General features: G+C 66.2%; 17 protein-coding genes. 11 read left to right on the forward strand and 6 right to left on the reverse strand.

All coding sequences use genetic code 11. The annotated features are described in order from the left end of the window. The first annotated feature begins 99 nt into the window (after nt 1-99). The 3 genes from PVW46_RS05350 (at nt 100) to PVW46_RS05360 (ending at nt 2,490) form a co-directional block, all read left to right on the forward strand. Nucleotides 100-1,323, forward strand: coding sequence for an MFS transporter (locus tag PVW46_RS05350; RefSeq protein WP_069207925.1), 1,224 nt, complete (start codon nt 100-102; stop codon nt 1,321-1,323). A 98-nt stretch (nt 1,324-1,421) separates the two neighbouring features. After that, nucleotides 1,422-2,072 carry a MarC family protein gene (locus PVW46_RS05355; protein ID WP_069207926.1) on the forward strand — a complete coding sequence of 217 codons (651 nt, stop codon included), beginning with the start codon at nt 1,422-1,424 and terminating at the stop codon, nt 2,070-2,072. A 70-nt stretch (nt 2,073-2,142) separates the two neighbouring features. Continuing rightward, nucleotides 2,143-2,490, forward strand: a complete 348-nt coding sequence (locus PVW46_RS05360; RefSeq protein WP_043142481.1) for an H-type lectin domain-containing protein — start codon at nt 2,143-2,145, stop codon at nt 2,488-2,490. Between the two features lie 15 nt (nt 2,491-2,505). On the opposite strand, the gene PVW46_RS05365 is transcribed toward PVW46_RS05360, so the two are convergent. Together PVW46_RS05365 and PVW46_RS05370 are read right to left on the reverse strand one after the other, a co-directional pair. After that, nucleotides 2,506-2,997: a hypothetical protein gene (locus PVW46_RS05365; RefSeq protein ID WP_069207927.1), complete on the reverse strand. Its 492-nt coding sequence runs from the start codon at nt 2,995-2,997 to the stop codon at nt 2,506-2,508. Nucleotides 2,998-3,013: 16 nt separating this feature from the next. Continuing rightward, nucleotides 3,014-4,021 (reverse strand): ribose-phosphate pyrophosphokinase, encoded by a 1,008-nt coding sequence (locus PVW46_RS05370; protein WP_043142475.1) that lies wholly within the window; start codon nt 4,019-4,021, stop codon nt 3,014-3,016. Between the two features lie 99 nt (nt 4,022-4,120). Here PVW46_RS05370 and PVW46_RS05375 point away from each other — a divergent pair, with 99 nt between their 5' ends. Together PVW46_RS05375 and PVW46_RS05380 are read left to right on the forward strand one after the other, a co-directional pair. Further along, entirely contained in the window at nt 4,121-4,720 is a 600-nt protein-coding gene (locus tag PVW46_RS05375; protein ID WP_069207928.1) for a 2-hydroxychromene-2-carboxylate isomerase, read from the forward strand. After that, a complete protein-coding gene (locus PVW46_RS05380; RefSeq protein WP_069207929.1) occupies nt 4,720-5,520 on the forward strand; it encodes an alpha/beta fold hydrolase in 801 nt (266 codons plus the stop codon). Before PVW46_RS05375 ends, PVW46_RS05380 begins: the two co-directional genes overlap by 1 nt. A gap of 12 nt (nt 5,521-5,532) precedes the next feature. Here PVW46_RS05380 and PVW46_RS05385 read toward each other — a convergent pair whose 3' ends face one another. Both PVW46_RS05385 and PVW46_RS05390 read right to left on the reverse strand, forming a co-directional pair. Next, nucleotides 5,533-6,294: an ABC transporter permease gene (locus PVW46_RS05385; RefSeq protein ID WP_043142467.1), complete on the reverse strand. Its 762-nt coding sequence runs from the start codon at nt 6,292-6,294 to the stop codon at nt 5,533-5,535. Next, nucleotides 6,291-7,229: an ABC transporter ATP-binding protein gene (locus PVW46_RS05390; RefSeq protein WP_069207930.1), complete on the reverse strand. Its 939-nt coding sequence runs from the start codon at nt 7,227-7,229 to the stop codon at nt 6,291-6,293. The genes PVW46_RS05385 and PVW46_RS05390 overlap by 4 nt, the downstream gene beginning before the upstream one ends. Before the next feature lie 133 nt (nt 7,230-7,362). Between PVW46_RS05390 and PVW46_RS05395 the strand changes: the two genes are divergently transcribed. Next, nucleotides 7,363-8,349 carry a DMT family transporter gene (locus tag PVW46_RS05395; RefSeq protein ID WP_172429031.1) on the forward strand — a complete coding sequence of 329 codons (987 nt, stop codon included), beginning with the start codon at nt 7,363-7,365 and terminating at the stop codon, nt 8,347-8,349. Between the two features lie 7 nt (nt 8,350-8,356). Here the strand turns inward: PVW46_RS05395 and PVW46_RS05400 are convergent, their stop codons facing one another. After that, the gene (locus PVW46_RS05400; protein ID WP_043142463.1) at nt 8,357-8,869 is read right to left on the reverse strand and encodes an outer membrane protein assembly factor BamD; all 513 of its coding nucleotides are present in this window, start codon (nt 8,867-8,869) and stop codon (nt 8,357-8,359) included. 116 nt (nt 8,870-8,985) lie between these two features. Here PVW46_RS05400 and PVW46_RS05405 point away from each other — a divergent pair, with 116 nt between their 5' ends. After that, the gene (locus tag PVW46_RS05405; protein WP_043142461.1) at nt 8,986-9,459 is read left to right on the forward strand and encodes a type II secretion system protein N; all 474 of its coding nucleotides are present in this window, start codon (nt 8,986-8,988) and stop codon (nt 9,457-9,459) included. A 155-nt stretch (nt 9,460-9,614) separates the two neighbouring features. Next, complete coding sequence (gene gspD, locus PVW46_RS05410) at nt 9,615-11,510, forward strand: type II secretion system secretin GspD (RefSeq protein WP_069207931.1); 1,896 nt, start codon at nt 9,615-9,617, stop codon at nt 11,508-11,510. A 41-nt stretch (nt 11,511-11,551) separates the two neighbouring features. Here gspD and PVW46_RS05415 read toward each other — a convergent pair whose 3' ends face one another. Next, a complete protein-coding gene (locus PVW46_RS05415; protein WP_052244516.1) occupies nt 11,552-12,484 on the reverse strand; it encodes a Hint domain-containing protein in 933 nt (310 codons plus the stop codon). Nucleotides 12,485-12,720: 236 nt separating this feature from the next. On the opposite strand from PVW46_RS05415, the gene PVW46_RS05420 reads away from it, so the two are divergent. The 3 genes from PVW46_RS05420 to PVW46_RS05430 form a co-directional block, all read left to right on the forward strand. Next, nucleotides 12,721-14,193 carry a GspE/PulE family protein gene (locus PVW46_RS05420; protein ID WP_069207932.1) on the forward strand — a complete coding sequence of 491 codons (1,473 nt, stop codon included), beginning with the start codon at nt 12,721-12,723 and terminating at the stop codon, nt 14,191-14,193. Continuing rightward, nucleotides 14,190-15,398 carry a type II secretion system F family protein gene (locus PVW46_RS05425; protein ID WP_069207933.1) on the forward strand — a complete coding sequence of 403 codons (1,209 nt, stop codon included), beginning with the start codon at nt 14,190-14,192 and terminating at the stop codon, nt 15,396-15,398. Before PVW46_RS05420 ends, PVW46_RS05425 begins: the two co-directional genes overlap by 4 nt. Before the next feature lie 317 nt (nt 15,399-15,715). Then, on the forward strand, nt 15,716-19,251 hold a 3,536-nt coding region (locus tag PVW46_RS05430), incomplete at its 3' end, for a beta strand repeat-containing protein (RefSeq protein WP_274575089.1).

Here is a 19,251-nt window from a genome sequence, read left to right on the forward strand (position 1 = left end):
GGCACCGGACAGACTATTCTGACAAGGCCCTGCCATCCGGCGGGGCCTTTCATTTTTTGTGACCCGCCGGTTTTGTGCGGCGACCCCGGGACTGACGACATGGAAACGAAACGCGGCGCCGTCTGGTTCATCCTCGCCATGATCCTGCTCGATGCCATCGGCATCGGGCTGATCTTTCCCATCATGCCGGACCTGATGGCACGCGTCGGCGCCGGGGACACGGCCACAGGGGCCTTCTGGGGCGGTGTCCTGCTGGCCACCTATGCCGGCGCGCAGTTCCTGTTTTCGCCCGCGATGGGGGGCATTTCCGATGCCCTGGGGCGCAAGCCGGTGCTTCTGGTCACGCTGGCGGCGCTGGCGGTGGACTATGTCATCATGGCGCTGGCGGGGACGTTCTGGCTGTTGCTGGTGGGCCGTTTCCTGGCCGGGATCGCTGGCGCCACCTATATCACCGCCTCGGCTTACCTGGCCGATATCTCGGCGCCCAAGGACAGGGCCGCGAACTTCGGCCTGATCGGGGCGGCCTTTGGTGTCGGGTTCATCTTTGGCCCCGCCCTGGGCGGCCTGCTGGCCGGTATCCATGTCACCGCGCCCTTCTGGGCAGCGGCGGGACTGGCGGCTGCGAATTTCCTGTTTGGCCTCTTTGTCCTGCCCGAAAGCCTTGCGGTCGAGAAACGCCGCGGGTTCGACCGCAAGGATCTCAACCCCTTCGGGAGTATCCTGGCCGCGGCGCGTCTGCCCGGGCTGGGCCTGCCACTGTTCGGCCTGTTCCTCTTCGAGTTCGCCAACATGGTCTATCCGGTGCTCTGGGCCTTCTGGACGCGCGAGGCCTTTGGCTGGCCCTCGCATCTGATCGGCCTGTCGCTGGCGGCCTATGGCATAGGGGTTGTCATCACCCAGGGCGGGTTGATGCGGGTGATGATCCCGCGCATCGGCGAATGGCGCACGCTGATGGTGGCGGTGGCTGCCGGCGTCATTGCCTCTGTCGCCTACGGGTTCATCTCGGCGGCCTGGCTGGTCTGGGCCTTCCTGCCGTTTGCCTGCCTGTCCGACATGGCACCGCCGAATGCCACCGGCATCGCCTCGAACCTCGTGGACGAGGACCGGCAGGGGGTGTTGCAGGGTGTCATTGCCAGCCTCAGCGCCGTTGCGGCCATCACCGCGCCGCTGATCGTGACCCCTCTGTTCCGGACCTTTGCCGCGCCGGACGCCGGGGTCTACCTGCCCGGGGCGCCTTTCCTGATGACAGCCCTCTTGCTCATTCTCAGTGCGCTTGTCTTCTGGCCTCTGCGCCCGGGACGGCAGCAGGCGCCCGCCGCCTGACCGCCAAAAAGGCCTGTCGCCTTGCATGAAAGGGCGCGATCTGACAGGAGGCCCATGACCGGCCCGCCTGTGGGACGGCGCGCGCGGAAATTTCTGTCATGGTGTACGACCCCAGCGCCCTGTTGCGCGAATTCATCACGTTGCTGGTGGTGATCGACCCGATCGGTTCGCTCCCGGTGTTCTATTTCGCCACGGCTGCCGTGCCGGCGGCGCTGCATTGGCGTTTCGCCCTGCGCGCGGTGCTGGTGGCCTGGATCGTCCTGATGGCCTTCCTCGTCGTCGGGCAACTCCTGCTGGAGGGCCTGGGGCTGCGGTTCGGCTCCTTCCAGATCGCGGGCGGGATCGTCCTGTTCCTATTTGCGCTGACCATGATCTTTGGCGAATCCAAACCGGAGCGGGAGATCGAGGAGGCCGGGCGCAGTGACCTGTCCGGCGCGATCTTTCCGCTGGCGATGCCTTCCATCGCCTCGCCCGGCGCGATGCTGGCGGTTGTCGTGCTGACGGACAATCATCAGAACTCGATCCCCGATCAGATCGCCACGGCGGTCCTGTTGACGGTTGTCCTGCTCCTGACGCTGCTTTTGCTTCTGTTGGGGACGCTGCTGAAAAAGCTGCTCGGCAATTCCGGCGCGCTGGTGATTTCCCGTGTCATGGGGATCATCCTGGCGACCGTGGCGGTGGATGCCGTGCTGGGTGGCCTGGCAGAGGTTGGCGTTCTGGACCTGCAAGGTGGGACGGGTCCGCTGTAAGCGGATGATCGGCCTTCACAATTCCGCCCGATTGCAGAACTATCTTCGCAGGGATGGAGAAGGGCAGGACATGAAGAAACTGACCGGCAGCCGGGTCGGAATCGACCAGGGAGACGAGGAAGTCTTTTCCGAGTTTGCCACCGGCGGCGACATGTGGACGGGAGAGGGCAGCCGCGAGCGCCGCAAGGCCGTCAGCTTCTCGGAACCTTTCCGGACACCGCCAACGGTTCAGGTGGCCATGTCGCTCTGGGATATCGACCAGCGCGCAAACATTCGGGCCGATGTCACCGCCGAAAACGTCACGCGCAGCGGCTGCGATCTTGTCTTTCGCACCTGGGGCGATACGCGTGTCGCCCGCGTCCGCATGAGCTGGCTCGCCATCGGCGAGGTCAAGAGCGAGGACGACTGGGACCTGTGAGCGTGCGGTCCGGCGTTACTTGAGTTGCGCGCTCAGCCGGTCCAGCATCAGCGGCACCTCGTCGGGCGTCAGGCGGCCGTGCTCGACCAGAAAGCTCTCGATATCGCGGCCCGTGTAGCGGCCCACAAGGCGACCGTCCTGTTCGATCAGTTTCAACCGCGACAGGACGACGGCGCGCTGGTGGCAGACATAGCATTTGCGCTGGAACAGGCGCCCGCCTTCGTGGATGGCGATGAACTGCGCGGCCAACGCCTCGGCTTCCTCGGCGGTCAGCCTGCCGTGCCCTGCGGACAGCATGGCGGCGACAGGCCTCCCGGTTTTCTTGCCGACCAGGCCCTCGCCGCTGGCGATCAGGCTTTCAAAGACGAAATCGCCCGCATGCGCGGAATGGCAACCGGCGCAGGCACGTTCGTAGACCGCATGTGCGTCGATCTCCTGCGCTTGTCCCGGCGCGCCCGACAGCACACCGAGAAAGGAAAACGCAGTGAGCCAGTGTTGTCTTGCCATTGCCGCCTCCTGACGGTCAGAGGATGCCTTCGTAGATCGGGCCAAGGGTTTCGGTCTCGAACAGGGACGAGACAGAAGTGCCGTTCCAGATGTTCAGGATCGACTGCGCAAACATCGGGGCGGTCGGCAGGATGCGAATGTTCGGAGCCCCGGCAACGGCGGCGGTCGGCTGGATCGAGTCGGTCAGAACCAGCGATTTCATCACCGATTTGGTGACGCGCTCGACAGCCGGGCCGGACATGACGCCGTGGCTGATATAGGCGTGGACCTCGGTCGCGCCGTGTTCCATCAGCACCTCGGCGGCCTTGCAGAGCGTTCCGGCGGTGTCGCACATGTCATCGACGATGATGCAGCGCTTGCCCGTGACGTTGCCGATCACCGTCATCTCGGCGACTTCGCCGGGTTTCTCGCGGCGCTTGTCCACGATCGACAGCGGCGCCTCGATCCGCTTGGCCAGTTCCCGCGCGCGGGCCACGCCGCCGACGTCCGGCGAGATCACCATCACGTCGCTCAGGTCGTCGAACTGTTTCTTGATGTCCAGCGCGAAGATCGGCGAGGCATAGAGGTTGTCCACCGGGATGTCGAAAAAGCCCTGGATCTGCGCGGCGTGCAGGTCCATCGTCAGCACCCGCTCGATCCCGGCCTCGGCGATCATGTTGGCCACCAGTTTGGCGGTGATCGGCGTGCGGGCCTTGGTGCGGCGGTCCTGGCGGGCATATCCGAAATAGGGGATCACGGCGGTGATGCGTGCCGCCGACGACCGGCGCAGCGCGTCCGACATGATCAGCAGTTCCATCAAGTTGTCGTTGGCCGGGTTTGAGGTGCTCTGCAGGATGAACATGTCCTCGCCGCGGACGTTCTCGAAGACCTCGACAAAGATCTCCTGGTCGTTGAACCGCTCGACGCGGGCATCCACGAGGCCGACGGTCATGCCGCGGTACAGCGACATGCGGCGGGCGATGGCCTGTGCCAGCGGCTTGTTGGCGTTGCCGGCGATCAGTTTGGGTTCGATGACGGTGGGCATGTGATGCGTCCTCGGCGGATGACGGATTCGTGACGATGTTGCGGTCCCGTTAGCATGGGCCTACGGTCGGCGCCAGCACAGGCACCGGAAGGCGACAGCATGGCTCATATCGACTACTTCTTCTCCACGATTTCGCCCTTTTCCTATTTTGCGGGCACGCGATTGGAAGAGATCGCTGCGAAACATGGCGCCAGTATCGCCTACAAGCCCTTCGATATCATCGCCCTCTTTGGTCGCACCGGGGGCGTACCGCCGGGGCAGCGTCATCCCAACCGGCAGGCCTATCGCCTGCAGGAGATAGAGCGCGCCGCGAAGAAGACCGGCCTGCCGGTGAATATCAAGCCGGCGCATTTCCCGACCAACCCGGCGCCCTCCTCCTATGCGGTGATCGCCGCCCAGAAGGCGGGCGGCGGCGACATGGGCAGGCTGGTGCACGGGCTGCTGGCGGCCTGCTGGGCGCAGGACAAGGACATCGCCGAGGACGCGGTGATCAAGGCCTGCCTCTCCGAAGCCGGTTTCGACCCGTCTCTGGCGGACACCGGCCTGCTGGCCGGGGCCGAGACCTATCCCGCCAACCTCGAAGAGGCGGTGGAAAAGGGCGTCTTTGGCGCGCCGACCTATGTCGTCGACAGCGGCCAGGTCTTCTGGGGCAATGACCGGCTGGACGACCTGGACGCGCATCTGGCGGGCAAGCTCTGATGCGCGACGCGGGCCCCGAGACGGGGCTGCATTGGCGGGACTGGGGGCAGGGGCCGGCAGAGGTGCTGGCCCTGCACTGCGGTCTTGGACAGGGCGGCATGTGGAAAGCGGTGGCGCAGGCGCTGGAGGGCCGGTGCCATTTCCGCGCCCCGGATCTGCCAGGCCACGGACGCAGCCCGTCCTTTCCCGAGGGGGAAGACGTTCATGATGCCGCCTGCGCCGCGCTCCGCCCGCATCTGACCGACGGCATTCATCTCGCGGGCCACAGCTTTGGCGCCACGCTTGCTCTGCGGCTGGCGTTGGAAGCGCCCGGGCGCATTGCCTCGCTCCTGCTGATCGAGCCGGTTTTCTTTGCCGCGGCCCCTGACAGCGCGCTGAAGCGTGACCACAAATCCGCCGAGGATGCGCTATACGCCGACGTCGACACCGGGAACCTTCTGGAGGCCGCGCGCGGTTTCAACCGGTTGTGGGGCGGGGGGGTGCCCTGGGCCAGTTTCCCCGAAAAAGTGCAGAGGGGCATGGCCGCCCAGATGCCCTTTGTCCGCGCGACAGAGCCGGCTCTCTGGCAGGACCGCGCCGGGATGCTGGCGCCCGGCGGGCTGGAAAAGCTGACCTTTCCGGTCACGCTGTTGCGGGGGGCGGATACCGTTCCGGTCATTGCCCAGGTGCATCGCGGCCTGATGGCGCGCCTGCCGATGGCCTCTGAAATGGTGGTCGGCGGGGCCGCTCACATGGTCCCGATGTCGCATCCGCAGGCCGTGACGCAGGCGCTGTCAGAGCAGCTTGGCGCGCTGCCCTGACCTGCCGCCCGGTCAGGTGCGGATGCGCCAGCCTGTCTTGAAGATCCACCAGACCGCAGCAAGGCAGATCGCGGTGAACCCCGCGATCGCCAGCAAGCTGACGGCGATCGGAACATCGGCAAGGCCAAAGAAGGACCACCGGAACCCCGAGACCAGGTAGACCACCGGGTTGAAATAGGCGACGGTCTGCCAGGCCGGGGGCAGCATCGAGATCGAGTAGAAACTGCCGCCCAGGAAGACCAGAGGCGTCACCACCAGCAGGGGCACCAGCTGCAGCTGTTCAAAATTCCTGGCCCAGATCCCGATGATGAACCCCAAGAGTGAAAAGCTCATGCAGGTCAGCAGCAGGAAGATGACCATCGCCACCGGATGCATGATCTGCAGGTCGACGAAAAACGCCGCCGTGCCCAGGATCACCACGCCGATGAACAGCGCCTTGGTCGCCGCCGCGCCGACAAAGCCCAGCACAATTTCCAGGAAGTTCACCGGGGCCGAGAGCAGCTCGTAGATGGTGCCGATGAATTTCGGGAAGTAGATGCCGAAACTGGCGTTGGAAATCGCCTGTGTCATGACTGACAGCATGATCAGCCCCGGCACGATGAAGGCGCCATAGCTTACGCCCTCCACCTGGTCGATGCGTGACCCGATGGCCGCGCCGAAGACCACGAAATACAGCGAGGTCGAGATAACGGGCGAGACGAAGCTTTGCAGGATGCTGCGAAAGAAACGGGCCATCTCGAACTTGTAGATGGCCCAGATCGCGGGAAGGTTCATGCCGCGCTCTCCTCTTCCTGCCGGGCCACCAGCCCGACGAAAATATCCTCGAGCGAGTTTTGCGCCGTGTGCACGTCGCGCACCTGGCATCCTGCCTCGGCCAGAAGCCCCATCAGCCGCCCGATGCCGGTGCGGTCTGCCCCGGTGTCGTAGCGGTAGGTCAGGCTGCCGCCGTCCTCGCTCAGCCGCAGGTCGTAATCCGACAGGGCAGGGGGCACGCTGTCGACCGGGTCGGTCAACTCGATGGTCAGCTCCTTCTGGCCCATGCGGGTCATCAGGCTGGCCTTGTCCTCGACCAGCAGGATCTCGCCCTTGTTGATGACGCCCACCCGGTCGGCGATGGCCTCGGCCTCTTCGATGTAATGGGTGGTCAGGATGATGGTCACGCCATCGCGCTTCAGCTCGGCCACCGTGTCCCACATGTCCCGACGCAGTTCCACGTCCACACCCGCCGTCGGCTCGTCCAGGAACAGAACGCGCGGTTCATGTGCCAGCGCCTTGGCGATCAGCACCCGGCGTTTCATGCCGCCGGACAGTTCCATCACCTTGGCGTTGCGCTTGTCCCAGAGCGACAGCCGCCGCAGGATGCGTTCGATCAGCGCCTCGTCTGGCCGCTTGCCGAACAGCCCGCGCGAAAACCGCACCCCTGCGATGATCGTCTGAAAGGGTTCCAGGTTCATTTCCTGCGGCACCAGCCCGACCAGGCTGCGCGCCGCGCGGAACTCTGTCACAACGTCATGTCCGCCGACCCGAATGCTGCCATCGGTGATGCGGGTGATCCCGCAGATCGCCGAGATCAGCGTGGTCTTGCCCGCGCCGTTGGGGCCGAGCAGGGCCAGGATTTCGCCTTCCTCGATGTCGAGCGAGACGCCCTTGAGCGCCTCGAACCCGCCATCGTACCGTTTCCGCACGTCGCGGATTTCTACCGTGGGCATGGTCCGCCCTCCTTGTTCGCACGCCTGCAACCTAAACGTCATGACGTGATGCGCAATTGAGCAGAAATGCATAGGGCACATGCATGTCGCAAACAGACTGGCACCCCCGGTCCCCGCGTTCTAAGCCCTTTGCATGACCTCCATCACGACCGCCGCGATCAACCGCCCCGCGCTGGGCATCTTCTATATCTGTCTCGGAATCCTCGCGATTTCCGTCAACGACATGCTGATCAAGGTCCTGTCGGGCGGCTATCCGCTGCACCAGATGGTCTTTACCCGCTCTGCCATCGGGTTGGTCTTTACCTTCGGGTTCGTCTTTGCCGAGGGCGGGCTGGGCCTGCTCAGGACCGCGACGCCGGGGCTGCACCTCTTGCGCGGGCTGCTCGTCGTCTGTGCCAACATGACCTATTTCTGCGCGCTGGCGGTGCTGCCGCTGGGGCAGGCGACGGCGCTGTTCTTTGTCGCGCCGTTGATGATCACGCTGCTGTCGATCCCGATCCTGGGGGAAAAGGTGGGGCCGCTGCGGATCGGCGCGGTCGTGGTGGGCTTTGCCGGGGTGATCATCATGCAGGAACCGTGGAAGGCCGACCTGTCGGTGTCACGCCTTGTCATGCTGCTGCCGGTGATCGCGGCGGGTTTCTACGCACTGATGCAGGTGCTGACACGGCGGCTGGGGATGACGACGCGGGCCTCGGCGCTGGCGGTCTATATCCAGGGTACCTTCCTGATGGTCTCGGCGGTGTTCTACCTTGTCGCGGGCGACGGGCGCTATGCAGAGGGCGTGACAAACGAAAGCCTCATCTTCCTGTTGCGGGCCTGGGTCTGGCCCTCGCCGGACGACTGGCTGGTGTTCCTGGGGCTGGGGATCTGTTCGGGCGTGGTGGGCTATTGCCTCAGCGCGGCCTACCGGCTGGCCGACGCGGCGACCATCGCGCCCTTCGAATACATCGGCCTGCCGCTGGCGATCCTCTGGGGATGGATGATCTTCGGGGAATGGCCGGTCCCGGCCACCTGGGCCGGTTGCGTGCTGATCATCGGCGCGGGGGTCTTCGTCTTCCTGCGCGAACAGGCCAAGGCCCGACCCACGCCGGGGCGCCGCGCCCGCTGGGGGCGCCGCTGATGCCCGATCAGAGCGCCCGCAGCCGCACCGCGATGCTGGCTTGCCGGCCGGCGAGCGATCCCAGCGGATCAAGCTCGGGGTGGGTGTCCAGAACCTGCGTCATCGCCACCTGCGCGCGCTCCAGCTGGGCCTTGCCGCCCTGCCGGTCGCCCTTTGCCAGTGCCGCCAGCCCCAGTTCGTGCCGGGCCGTGGCCGCGACCGCCAGCGCCGCGGCACTGGCCGCGCCCTCGCTGCTCATGGCCATGCCCTCGGCCAGATCGGCGGCTTGGGCATAGTCTCCGGCGCGCAAGAGGCTGTGCGCGTATTCCAGCTGAATCCGCGGCAGGAAGGGCCCCGCGCTGCTCATCAGCCTGGCATACTGTCGGTTGGCCTGGCCGTAGTCGCCCTCTTCAAGCGCCGAGCGCGCCACGAAATAATTCTTGCGAAAGCCCGAAGCGTTGCCCTCTGCGGTGTCACAGGCCGCCAGCGGCAACATCACGCCAAGCGCCATCAGCGCCGGCATCACCCGTCCCATCATCATCTGCTCTGTCCTCAACGTCGCCAAGGTTTGCCTTGATCGACGGTCATGATACCACCTGACCGGGGGCGGCGTCCACGAAAACCCAAGCCCGCCCGTGGGATGGATGGAAAACCGTGATGCGCTGGCTGGCCTGGCTCCTGACTCCGCTGACCCTGGCCGCCGCGATCTGGGCCGGGAACACCCTGTACAGCACGCTGCAGGACCCGCTGCCCGCGCCCCGCGCGGCGCCCTCGGCCACGCCGGACACGGGGCTGGCGCTGGACCTACCCCAACCGCAGCCGCCGATGCGCTGGCCCTCGCTGTTTGGTAGCTACAAGCCTCCGGAACCGCAGCCGCCGAAGCCGCCCACGCCGCCCGTCGTGGACGAACCGCAGCCGCCCGCGCCCCCCATCGACAGCCTCGGCTTTGCGCTGAAAGGCGTGGTCAGCAATGGCGACAGCAGCTGGGCCATCGTCTCGCATCCCACCGGAGAGCGGCTGATGCGCGTGGGCGATACCCTGGCCGACGGCATCACCGTCACCGCAATCGAGGCGGGGGGCATAAGACTGGACAACCACGGCGCGCCCGCCTTTCTGGCCTTCACCGACTGAGCCCGCCACCCGGGGGGAGACAAGCCGCGTGTTTCGCGGTATGTTGCCCGAAATGACCGCGAAACACGTGGCAAGAACATAATCGAGAGGGCACGAAAGTGCGGGCAGGAACTTCGGTCGACAGGGCCGGCCCCGGGTGGGTCCGGTCGTGGTGCGTGGCGCTACTCCTAGCAATCCTGGTGACGGTCCCCGGGCTGACCCGCGCGCAGGGCGCGCTGGACCTGCGGGATGCAGACCTGCGCAGTTTCGTGGAAATCGTGTCCGAGGCCACGAACCGGAATTTCGTCATCGACCCCGGCGTGCGCGGCACCGTGACCGTGCTGGCGCCGGAAAACGTCACCCCCGCCGCATTGTATGAGATCTTTCTCAACGTGCTGGAGGTCAATCGCCTGACCATCGTCAAGGGTGTCGATGCAGACCGCATCGTGCCGCTGACCACCGCGCGCGAGCTGTCGCCCGGTGTCGCCGGGTCCGGTGTCTATGAAACCCGGGTGATCCGGGTCAATCACATCACGGTGTCAGAGGTGGTGGACGTGGTGCGCCCCCTGTTGCCTTCCGAGGCGGTGATTTCCACCGTGCCCGACGCGCGGTTGATCATCCTGTCCGACCGTGCCGGCAACCATCGCCGCATCCAGGCACTGATCTCGGAACTCGACCAGCCCCGCTCGGAGCCGATCGAGATGATACGGCTGCGCAATGCCGACGCGCGCGAGGTGTTGCAGGTGATCCAGTCGATGGGCATCGTCCCCGATGGCGCCAGCGTCAGCGTCGATGCGCGGTCCAACGCGCTTCTGGTGCTGGGGCCGCAGTCGCTGCGCGAACAGGTGCGGGTGCTTGCCGGACGGCTGGACGCGCAGCGCAACAGCCAGCAAAGCCGGGTGGTGCAGGTCAACTACGCCCAGGCGGCCAGCTTGGCCGATGTCGTGTTGCGCAGTTTCCAGGGCGACGGCTCCGGCGGGCAGATCCGCATCGTGCCGGAACCGGGCACCAACTCTCTGCTGATTTCCGCCCCTGCCGACCGGATGCATGAAATCGTCGCGATGGTGCAGCACCTCGATCGCCGCCCGACCCAGGTGCTGGTCGAGGCGGTGATCTTCGAAATGTCGGTCGATGGCTTTGCCGACCTTTCGGTCCAGTTCGGCGCGATCCTGAACGACGCCATCGTCGGCGGCGTTCAATTCGCGCTGGAAGGCCGGCCCAGCCTGACCAGCCTCGTGTCCACGGTCCTGAACGGCGACGCGCCCAATCCGGGCAACGGCGGCGTGATCGGTGGCCGGGCCGGGGATTCCCGCACCGGCATCGCGGGCCTGCTGACCGCCATCGCCGAAACCCGCAGCACGCGGCTGCTCTCCACCCCCTCGATCCTGACCCTGAACGGGCAGGAGGCCGAGATCGTGGTGGCCCAGAACGTGCCCTTTGTCACCGGCCAGTTCACCCAGGTGGGGCAGGGCGCCGTTCAGGAGCCGTTCCAGACCATCGAACGCCAGGACGTGGGCCTGACCCTGAACGTGACCCCGCAGATCAACGCCGACGGCACCGTGCGGCTGGTGATCAAGCAGGAGGTGTCGAACCTGACCAATGCCACCTCCTCGGCGGGCGGAGAGATCACTGCCAAACGCGCGCTGTCCACCACCGTCCTGGTGCGCGACGGCAACGTGATCATGCTGGGCGGGCTGTTGGAAAACGGCTTTGGCTCCAACGCGCAGCGGGTGCCGGGCGTGTCCAAGCTGCCCATCGTGGGCGGGCTGTTCCGGGGCAAGTCCGGGTCCAAGAACCAGCGTGTCCTGCTCGTCATGCTGCGGCCCCGGATCGTCAGTTCCGACCGCGAGGCGACGCGCCTGACCCGTGAACTGGCGCGCGAGGCGCAACGGGCCAGCCTGGCGATCCAGCCCGAGGACAGCACGCGCTTTCCCCAGACCCCGCTGGGCGCGCTGCCCTTTGACGGCGCCGACCTGAACCAGCCATTCGACGAGACCTTCATCGACAAGGCAGCGCGGAGCAAGAACTATCCGCCGCTGCCCAGCCGGCTGAAATTCAACGGAAAATACTAGGTTCTCTCTCGTAGGGGTGCCTCGGAAACCTGTCGCCGCGCTCAGGCGGCGGCGGGTTTTGTCAGCACCTCGATACGGCGCCCAAGCCTGACACGCAGGTGGTCAGGCAGCAGGCGGGCGGCGCTGATCCGTGGCATGGCCATCTCGGGGATGGCGCTTTCTTCGCCATAAAGCGCCCGGTATTCGGCGTGGTTGTCAAAGCGGCTGCGGGCGGCGTAATCGACGTAGGTCTCCGTTGCCGCGCCATTGGCCAGGATGACGTCATGCGCCTCGGTTTCGACATGGTAGACCGTGAACTGCGCGGGCAGTTCCGCCAGGGGCACCTGGCAGATCGAATGACCGTTCACCAGGGCCGAGGCATTCACAACATATCCGTCCAGCACCATCCCGTGATCGCCGGTCACGGTCAGGTCGCTGTGTGGCAGCCCCTCGGCCAGGGCGCCCTTGCGAATTCGGATCATCCGGGCGCGGTCGCCCCTGAACCGTGTCAGGATCGTCTGGCATCCGATCCACTTGACGGGAACCTGTCGGCCGTCCGCCGTGGTGATCTTGTCCCCGATGCGCAGCGTTTCGACCGGCCGATCCCCAAGGGCGGTTGCAATCCCCGTGCCCGCGGCAAAGCAGGTCACGAAATCGCTGGTGTCCAGCGTGTCGAGATCGATACTGTCGGGCAAGGTTACATATGCAGGCGGGACCCCGTCCGGCAGGATCAACACGCGCTGGCTGCTGCTCACGGAACTGAAGTCGGCGACCATCGCCTCGACCGTGCCGCCGCCGTTCAACGGTACGGTCAAGGTTCCCAGGAAGGTGGTGACGATGGCATTGTCGTTGATGTCGTCACCGACCTCAAAGGTGTTGTCCGCCTCCGTGTCATCGTAGGTATACGGACTTGAGAAGTTCTGTTCGAGGAAATCGTAGGTCGTTCCTGAAGCCAACTGGTAAATGAAGTATGTTCCGGCGTCATATGTGGCCATAATATTCCTCGTTACTGATACCTGCCGGGGGCCGCATCGCGGCGTTCTGGCTGAACGGGAGCCAGAGCCGGCATTTCACTACCGGTCCAGCATACAGTGAAACATGTATGTCCGTTAACCTTTTTCTGTCGCGTTCTCGGATATGGGCGCCAGCGGGAAAGGACGTTGCGAGGGGGACGGTCTTGAGGGCACAAAGGGACGGACCCTTGCCACGCCGAAAGAAAGGCCCGACCGGGATGCCAGAAGATCACCCGCCTTCCGTCGCTGCTGTCCCGCTGCCCTACGCCTTTGCGCGCGATCATGGCGTGGCGCTGGATGGCGGGCGCGTGGTTGCGGGGCCGGGGGCCTCGGTGATGGGCTTGCGCGAGGCGCAGCGCCGCGCGGGACTGAACGCGCCGCTTGACCGAGAGGATGCAACGGGCTTCGAGGCGGTGCTGGCGCGGCTCTACCATTCCGGCGCCCGCGAGGGCGAGGTGCAAGGCGTGACCTTCGATCTTGTCGATACCGCCACCGATAAGCGCGGCCGCGACCTTCTGGAGGATGCCGAGGAAGCGCCGGTCATCCAACTGGTCAACCAGCTCTTGCGGCAGGCCGTGCTGGACGGCGCTTCCGACCTGCATATCGAACCGCACGAGGGCGGGTTGCGCGCGCGGATGCGCCTGGACGGGTTCTTGAAAACGGTCATGGACCGCGCCGACGTGCCTGTGAAACGGGTGGTCTCGCGGCTCAAGGTCATGGCGGGACTGGATATTGCCGAAACCCGCCTGCCGCAGGACGGGCGCATCCCGCTGCGCCTGGGCGGGCGGATGATCGACACGCGGGTCAGTTCACTGCCCGGCAACTACGGCGAACGCATCGTTCTGCGGATCCTCGACCGGGCGGCGGGGCTGATGCCTCTGGACCGGCTGGGCCTGGACACGGGTCAGATCGCCTTGCTGGAACGGCTGGCCGCCACGCCGAACGGGATCATCCTGGCCACCGGGCCGACGGGCGCGGGCAAGACGACAACGCTTTATTCCCTGCTGAAGCTGGCCGACCGCGAGGAACGCAATATCGTCACGGTCGAGGACCCGATCGAATACGACCTGACCGGCATCAGCCAGACCCAGATCAATGCCGAAATCGGCATGAGCTTTGCCGCCGGGCTGCGCGCCACGTTGCGGCAGGACCCGGACGTGATCCTGGTGGGCGAGATCCGCGACACCGAAACCGCCAGCACGGCCGCGCAGGCGGCGCTGACCGGGCACCTGGTGTTTTCCTCGCTGCACGCCAACAGTTCCGTGGCCGCCGTGGTGCGGCTGCGCGACCTGGGGCTGGAAAACTTCCTGATCGCCGCCACTCTGCGCGGGGTCATCGCGCAGCGGCTTCTGCGCCGGCTCTGCCCCGACTGCCGCAGGTCGCACGCGCCCTCGTCCAGCGAGGCGGCACAGTTCGATCGCGCGGGTCTGCCCCTGCCCACGGCTTTGCACGATGCGCAGGGCTGCGACGCCTGCAACGGCACCGGCTACGCCGGGCGCCTTGGCATCTTCGAAATCCTCGAAGTGGGCGAGGACCTGCGCGAGGCGATCAATCACGGCGCGGGGGAAGGCGCACTCTGGCAACAGGCACTGCCTCCGCGTGACAGATTGATTGGTCAGGCTTTGCGGGCCGTATCCGCCGGGCAGACCAGTCTGGCCGAGGCGCTGCGCGTGGTCGGGGACGGCGTGTGAGGGCCTTTGCCTATACCGCCTACACGGCCGAGGGGCGGCGCAAGTCCGGCACGCTGGTGGCAGAGACAGAGGCTCATGCCTCAGACCAGCTCAAGGCGCAGGGGCTTTATGTTTCCGAACTGACGGCGCGGACACGCGGTGCGCGGGGGCCGTTGCTGGGCCGGGCGCGGCTGTCGCGCGACCTGCAGGCGGTGTTCACCCGCCAGATGGCGGTTCTGCTTGGGGCCGAAATGGCCGTGGACGCGGCGCTGGGCACGCTGAAAAGCGCCGGCAGCACGGCGGCGCTGGACCTGGTGGTGGCGCGCGCGCAGGCCGCCCTGCTGGAAGGAGAGCCGCTGTCGCGGGCGCTGGAGCACAGCGGCGCGGGCTTTCCCCGCTATTACCTAGCCGCCGTGCAGGCAGGTGAAAGGGCAGGGGAATTGTCCAGCGTCTTCAACAGCCTGGCCGACCACCTTGAGACCGCCCGCAGCGACCGGGCGCAGTTGGGATCGGCCCTTGTCTACCCGGCCTTTGTGGCTGTCGTCTCCGTTCTGGTCGCGGGGGTGCTTTTCGTGACCGTCGCGCCCGAGATCGTGGCGCTCTTTGAAACCTCGGGCCGCCCCTTACCCGACCTGACGCGTGTCATGATGGGCTTTGCCCGCTGGGTCGAAGGGCAATGGCCGCTGTTGACCGCCGTTGCGCTGGGGATTTTGGGGCTGGCGCTGATGAGTGGGCGCATCGCCGTCCTGCGAGAGAGGCGGGACAGGTTGTTGCTGCGCCTGCCACTGGTGGGCGGGCTGATCCGGCAGGCGGCGGCGGTGCAATACCTGCGCACGCTGGCGCTGGTGTTGGAGGCACGCCACACGGTGCCCATCGCGGTGGACAGCGCCGGATCGGTCCTGACCATCACCCGGTTCCGCATCGAGGCGGACCAGGTCGCCACGGCCGTCCGTGCCGGGGAATCCCTGTCCGATGCCCTTGCGGCGCTCAGTTTCGTGCCACCCGTTGCACGCCAGCTGATCGGCGCCGGAGAGGTCTCGGCCCGGCTGGCGCGAATGGCGGGGCGCGCGGCGGCCCTGGTCGAAAACGGGCTGTCGACCCGGCGCAAGAGGATCGCGGCGCTGATGGAACCGGCGCTGATGATGGTGGTGGGGGCAATGGTGCTGGTGATCGTCCTGTCGGTTCTCCTGCCGATCTTCGATCTGCAGACCCTGGTCGCCCCGTGAGCCCGGATCCACGGTTGTTGCTGAAATGCCCTTTGGGTGATGCCTAAACTCTTCGGCACAACAGGCTGGTGTGGTTAACCTTTTGATCATCGGTTGTTGGGGCTGGGGGGGATTCGCCTCTGCTTGTGTCGCCAGAAAGTCGCACATCGCGCTTCGCTTGCCGGAATCCACCCGGTCGCCAGTACGGCAGCCTTTCCCGACGTAATCCGCTCGGCTACGCAAGTGTCAGAACAGATCGGTCAGCCGTGATCCAAGCTGCGCCCTGCTCCGGGCGCCTGGCACTGGCAAGGCCGATACGAGACGAGGGGAAACACGGTATGTCGGCGATTCAGCGGGTTCTTGGGGTAGGTCTGCTCTGGCTCATGGCGGCCCTGGCGCCAGCGGCGGCGCAGGCACAACCGACATTCGACACCGAGTTTTCGCCCTCGACCATCGGTCCCGGCGGTGTTTCGGACCTGACATTCACGATCACCAACGGCGGCGCAACGCCGGTGACCGACCTCGCCTTCACCGCCGTTCTTCCGGCTTCGGTGACGCTGGTCGGCTCTGCCTCTGACGATGGCACCTGTGCCATCGGAACGCTGAGCGCGCCGGATGGCGGCTCGACGGTCTCGCTTTCGGATACCTCCATCGGCAGCTTTGCCAGCTGCACGATTTCCGTCAACGTCACGTCCAGCGTCGCGGGCGCACACACGCTTCCGGCCATCACGCTGTCCTCCTCGGTCGGCAGCTCGATGTCGCTGGCGACCGACCTGACGGTCGACAGCGCGCGCCCCGGCTTCAGCAAAAGCCTGTCGCCCAGCACGGTGGACATCGGCCAGACCACGACTGTCACCTATACGATCGACAACAGCTTGAACGCCGCCGCGCTGTCGTTCATGGCTTTCAACGAGACGCTTCCGTCGGGACTCGAGGTCGCCTACCCGGCCAATGCAACATCGACCTGCAACGCCGCCAGCCCCCCATTGGTCACGGCATCGTCGGGGAGCGGCAGCATCGCCCTGAGCACGGGCAGCGTGGGAGCGAATTCCACCTGTACCGTGACCGTAGATCTGCTGGCAACCGGCGCCGGCGAATTCGAACTGAGGTCAAGCGAACTGACCTACTCTAGCGGCTTCAGCTCCTTCAGCGCGGGTTTCAGCCACGATATCCTGACAGTGACCGCGCCTGCGGGCGTGGGTGTGGTCAAGTCCTTCGCCGTCGACCCGGTGGTCCCCGGCGGCAGCACCACCTTGGACTTCACGCTGACCAACTATGACCGCTTCGACACCGCCACCGGCATCACCTTCACCGATGACCTCGACGCGATGCTGAGCGGCGCAGTCGCCTCCGGCCTGCCCACGGCGCCCTGTGGCGCCGGGTCGTCGTTCAGCGGCAGTGGCCTGCTGACCCTCACCGGCGGCACGCTGGCCCCCGGTGCCTCCTGCAGTTTCAGTGTCACGGTGGACGTGCCGGGCGGGGCGGCGCCGGGCACCTATGTGAACACCACCAGCGCAGCGACCGCGTCGATCGGCGGCGTCCCCAGCGTCGGCACGGCGCTCGGCGAGGACACGCTGACGGTCGAGGCGCTCCCTGCGGTGCTGCCCCCGGTCCTGACCAAGGTCTTCCAGAGCGACCCGCTGCTGCCGAATTCCACGGTCGATGTGGTCTACACCTTGACCAACCCCAACGGCGGCAGCGCGCTCAGCGGCCTGGGATTCACGGATGACAACAGCAACCTGCTGAACTCGGAGCCGGCACAGGCCATCGGCCTGGGCAACGCGGTCGGGATTCTGGGCGCCGGACTCGCGGTTCCGGGCGATTGCACCGGACAGCTCAGCTCGATCCCGAATTCGACCCTGCCTTCGCCGCCGTTTCCGGCTCTGCCCTCTGCGGGTTTCGTCTACACCGGCGGCAGCCTCGCCGCCGGGGCAAGCTGTTCCTTCACGATCACCTACAACACCGGCTCCGCGCTGAGCAATGGCACCTATTCCGCGCCGAGCATGGAGATCCTGTCGAACGAGGCAGCCGCTGGCGACCCGGCGCAGGCCTCCTTTACCTGGGGCGCGGGTGACGTGCAGCTTTCGCTCTCCAAGGTGTTCCAGGACGACACCGCCGTGACCGGCGCGGTCGTCAACATCGACTTCACCCTGACCAACGGTGAACAGACCGCCACCGACATCAGCTTTTCCGACGACCTCGACGCCTTTCTGAGCGGCACCACCCCTGCCTTGGTGGTCAGCAACGGATGCGGGTTCAGCTCGATCGCCGGCACATCCACTGTCACATTCACCGGCGGGTCCGTTGCGATCAATGACAGCTGTACCACCACAATCGCCGTTACGCTGGGGGCCGGGGCGGACGGCACCTATACCAACACCACCAGCGACCTGACCGCGAATATCGACGGCGCCGGTACGGCCCTCCTGCTGAACACATCGGCTTCGGACAGCATCGACGTGACCGGCGCGGACAGCCAGCTGCCGCTCTTCGAGGTCGCCTTTCCGGACGGTCCGGCCATCGCGGGTGAAACCGTCACCTTGCGGTACACGATCACCAACCCCAACGTCACCAGCCCGGCAGGCGATGTCACCTCCATCGCCTTCGGCCACAACCTTGCCGTTATCCTGCCCGGATCGCCGGACGTGACGGCCAACTTGACCCCGGTCAGCGACACCTGCGGCGGCACACTGGCGGGATCGGCAACCGTCCTCAGCTACAGCAATGGCACGTTGGCGGCGGGCGCCACCTGCACGATCGAACTGGACGTACTGGTCCCCGCGGGCACCGCTGACGGCAGCTACAACGCCGTGACCGACAACCTGGTGTCGAGCCTCGGCGTGACCGGCATCGCAGCCACCCAGCTCGAGGTGCAGAACGAGCGGATCGGCCTGGCCAAGAGCTTTACCGACGATCCGGTTGCACCCGGCGAACAGGTCACGCTGGAATTTACCGTGACGAACCTCGATACGACGCGCGTCGCCAGCTCGGTCGCCTTTACCGACGACCTTGGCGCGATGCTCACCGGGGCGCTTTATGACAGCACACTGTCCAACACCTGCGGCGCCACCCTGACCGGCACGGGCACCTCGCTGGTCGATGTCTCGGACATTTCGCTCGCCGCCGGGTCCAGCTGCACCATCGGACTGGCGGTCACCGTGCCCGCAGCGGCCACGCCGCTGAGCACGGCGGTCAACACCACCAGCGGCGTCACCGGCACGATCGCGGGCCTGGGCGTCACCGGCGCGGCGGCCACCGACACGCTGAGCATCGGTGCCGGGCTGGCGCTGGGCTTTTCCAAGTCCTTTGACGCTGACGCCGTCGCGGGCGGCAGCGCGGTCCTGACCTTCGACATCGTCAACAGCAGCGCGGTCGGCGCGTCCAACGTCTCGTTCTCGGATGACCTCGACGCCATGCTGTCCGGCGCGACGGCGACCGGGATGTCGGCCAGCGCCGCTTGCGGCAGCGGCAGTTTCACCGGCACCTCGATCCTGACCTTCTCGGGGGGCAGCATCGACGCGGGGCAGACCTGTACCCTGACCGCCACCATCAACGTGCCCGCAGCGACCGCGCCCGGCACCTATACCAACACCTCCAGCCAGCTTTTCGTCGGCGGCATCGCCACGTCGCTGCCTGCCTCGGCAGATCTCGACGTTCAGCCCGCCCCGACCTTTGCCAAGTCCTTTGCACCGGACACGGTTTTCGTGTCGCAAGCCTCGACGCTGACCTTCACCATCGACAACAGCGCCTCGACCCTCGCGGCAAGCAGCCTCGACTTCACCGACAACCTGCCCGCCGGGCTCGTGGTGGCCGCCACGCCCAATGCGGCGACCACCTGTACCGGCGGCACGATTACCGCCACCGGCGGCAGCGG

Origin of the sequence: Mameliella sp. AT18, from assembly GCF_028807275.1 — a bacterium.
GTDB lineage: Bacteria > Pseudomonadota > Alphaproteobacteria > Rhodobacterales > Rhodobacteraceae > Antarctobacter > Antarctobacter albus.

Excerpts from the sequence above, each read along its gene's own strand:
- PVW46_RS05385 (WP_043142467.1), bottom strand. The coding sequence starts at position 6,294 with ATGAACCTTCCCGCGATCTGGGCCATCTACAAGTTCGAGATGGCCCGT.
- PVW46_RS05365 (WP_069207927.1), bottom strand. The coding sequence starts at position 2,997 with ATGGCAAGACAACACTGGCTCACTGCGTTTTCCTTTCTCGGTGTGCTG.
- PVW46_RS05390 (WP_069207930.1), bottom strand. The coding sequence starts at position 7,229 with ATGCCCACGGTAGAAATCCGCGACGTGCGGAAACGGTACGATGGCGGG.
- PVW46_RS05400 (WP_043142463.1), bottom strand. The coding sequence starts at position 8,869 with ATGATGATGGGACGGGTGATGCCGGCGCTGATGGCGCTTGGCGTGATG.
- PVW46_RS05380 (WP_069207929.1), top strand. The coding sequence starts at position 4,720 with ATGCGCGACGCGGGCCCCGAGACGGGGCTGCATTGGCGGGACTGGGGG.
- PVW46_RS05395 (WP_172429031.1), top strand. The coding sequence starts at position 7,363 with ATGACCTCCATCACGACCGCCGCGATCAACCGCCCCGCGCTGGGCATC.
- PVW46_RS05405 (WP_043142461.1), top strand. The coding sequence starts at position 8,986 with ATGCGCTGGCTGGCCTGGCTCCTGACTCCGCTGACCCTGGCCGCCGCG.
- PVW46_RS05355 (WP_069207926.1), top strand. The coding sequence starts at position 1,422 with ATGGTGTACGACCCCAGCGCCCTGTTGCGCGAATTCATCACGTTGCTG.
- PVW46_RS05415 (WP_052244516.1), bottom strand. The coding sequence starts at position 12,484 with ATGGCCACATATGACGCCGGAACATACTTCATTTACCAGTTGGCTTCA.
- PVW46_RS05370 (WP_043142475.1), bottom strand. The coding sequence starts at position 4,021 with ATGCCCACCGTCATCGAACCCAAACTGATCGCCGGCAACGCCAACAAG.
- PVW46_RS05360 (WP_043142481.1), top strand. The coding sequence starts at position 2,143 with ATGAAGAAACTGACCGGCAGCCGGGTCGGAATCGACCAGGGAGACGAG.
- PVW46_RS05420 (WP_069207932.1), top strand. The coding sequence starts at position 12,721 with ATGCCAGAAGATCACCCGCCTTCCGTCGCTGCTGTCCCGCTGCCCTAC.
- PVW46_RS05350 (WP_069207925.1), top strand. The coding sequence starts at position 100 with ATGGAAACGAAACGCGGCGCCGTCTGGTTCATCCTCGCCATGATCCTG.
- PVW46_RS05375 (WP_069207928.1), top strand. The coding sequence starts at position 4,121 with ATGGCTCATATCGACTACTTCTTCTCCACGATTTCGCCCTTTTCCTAT.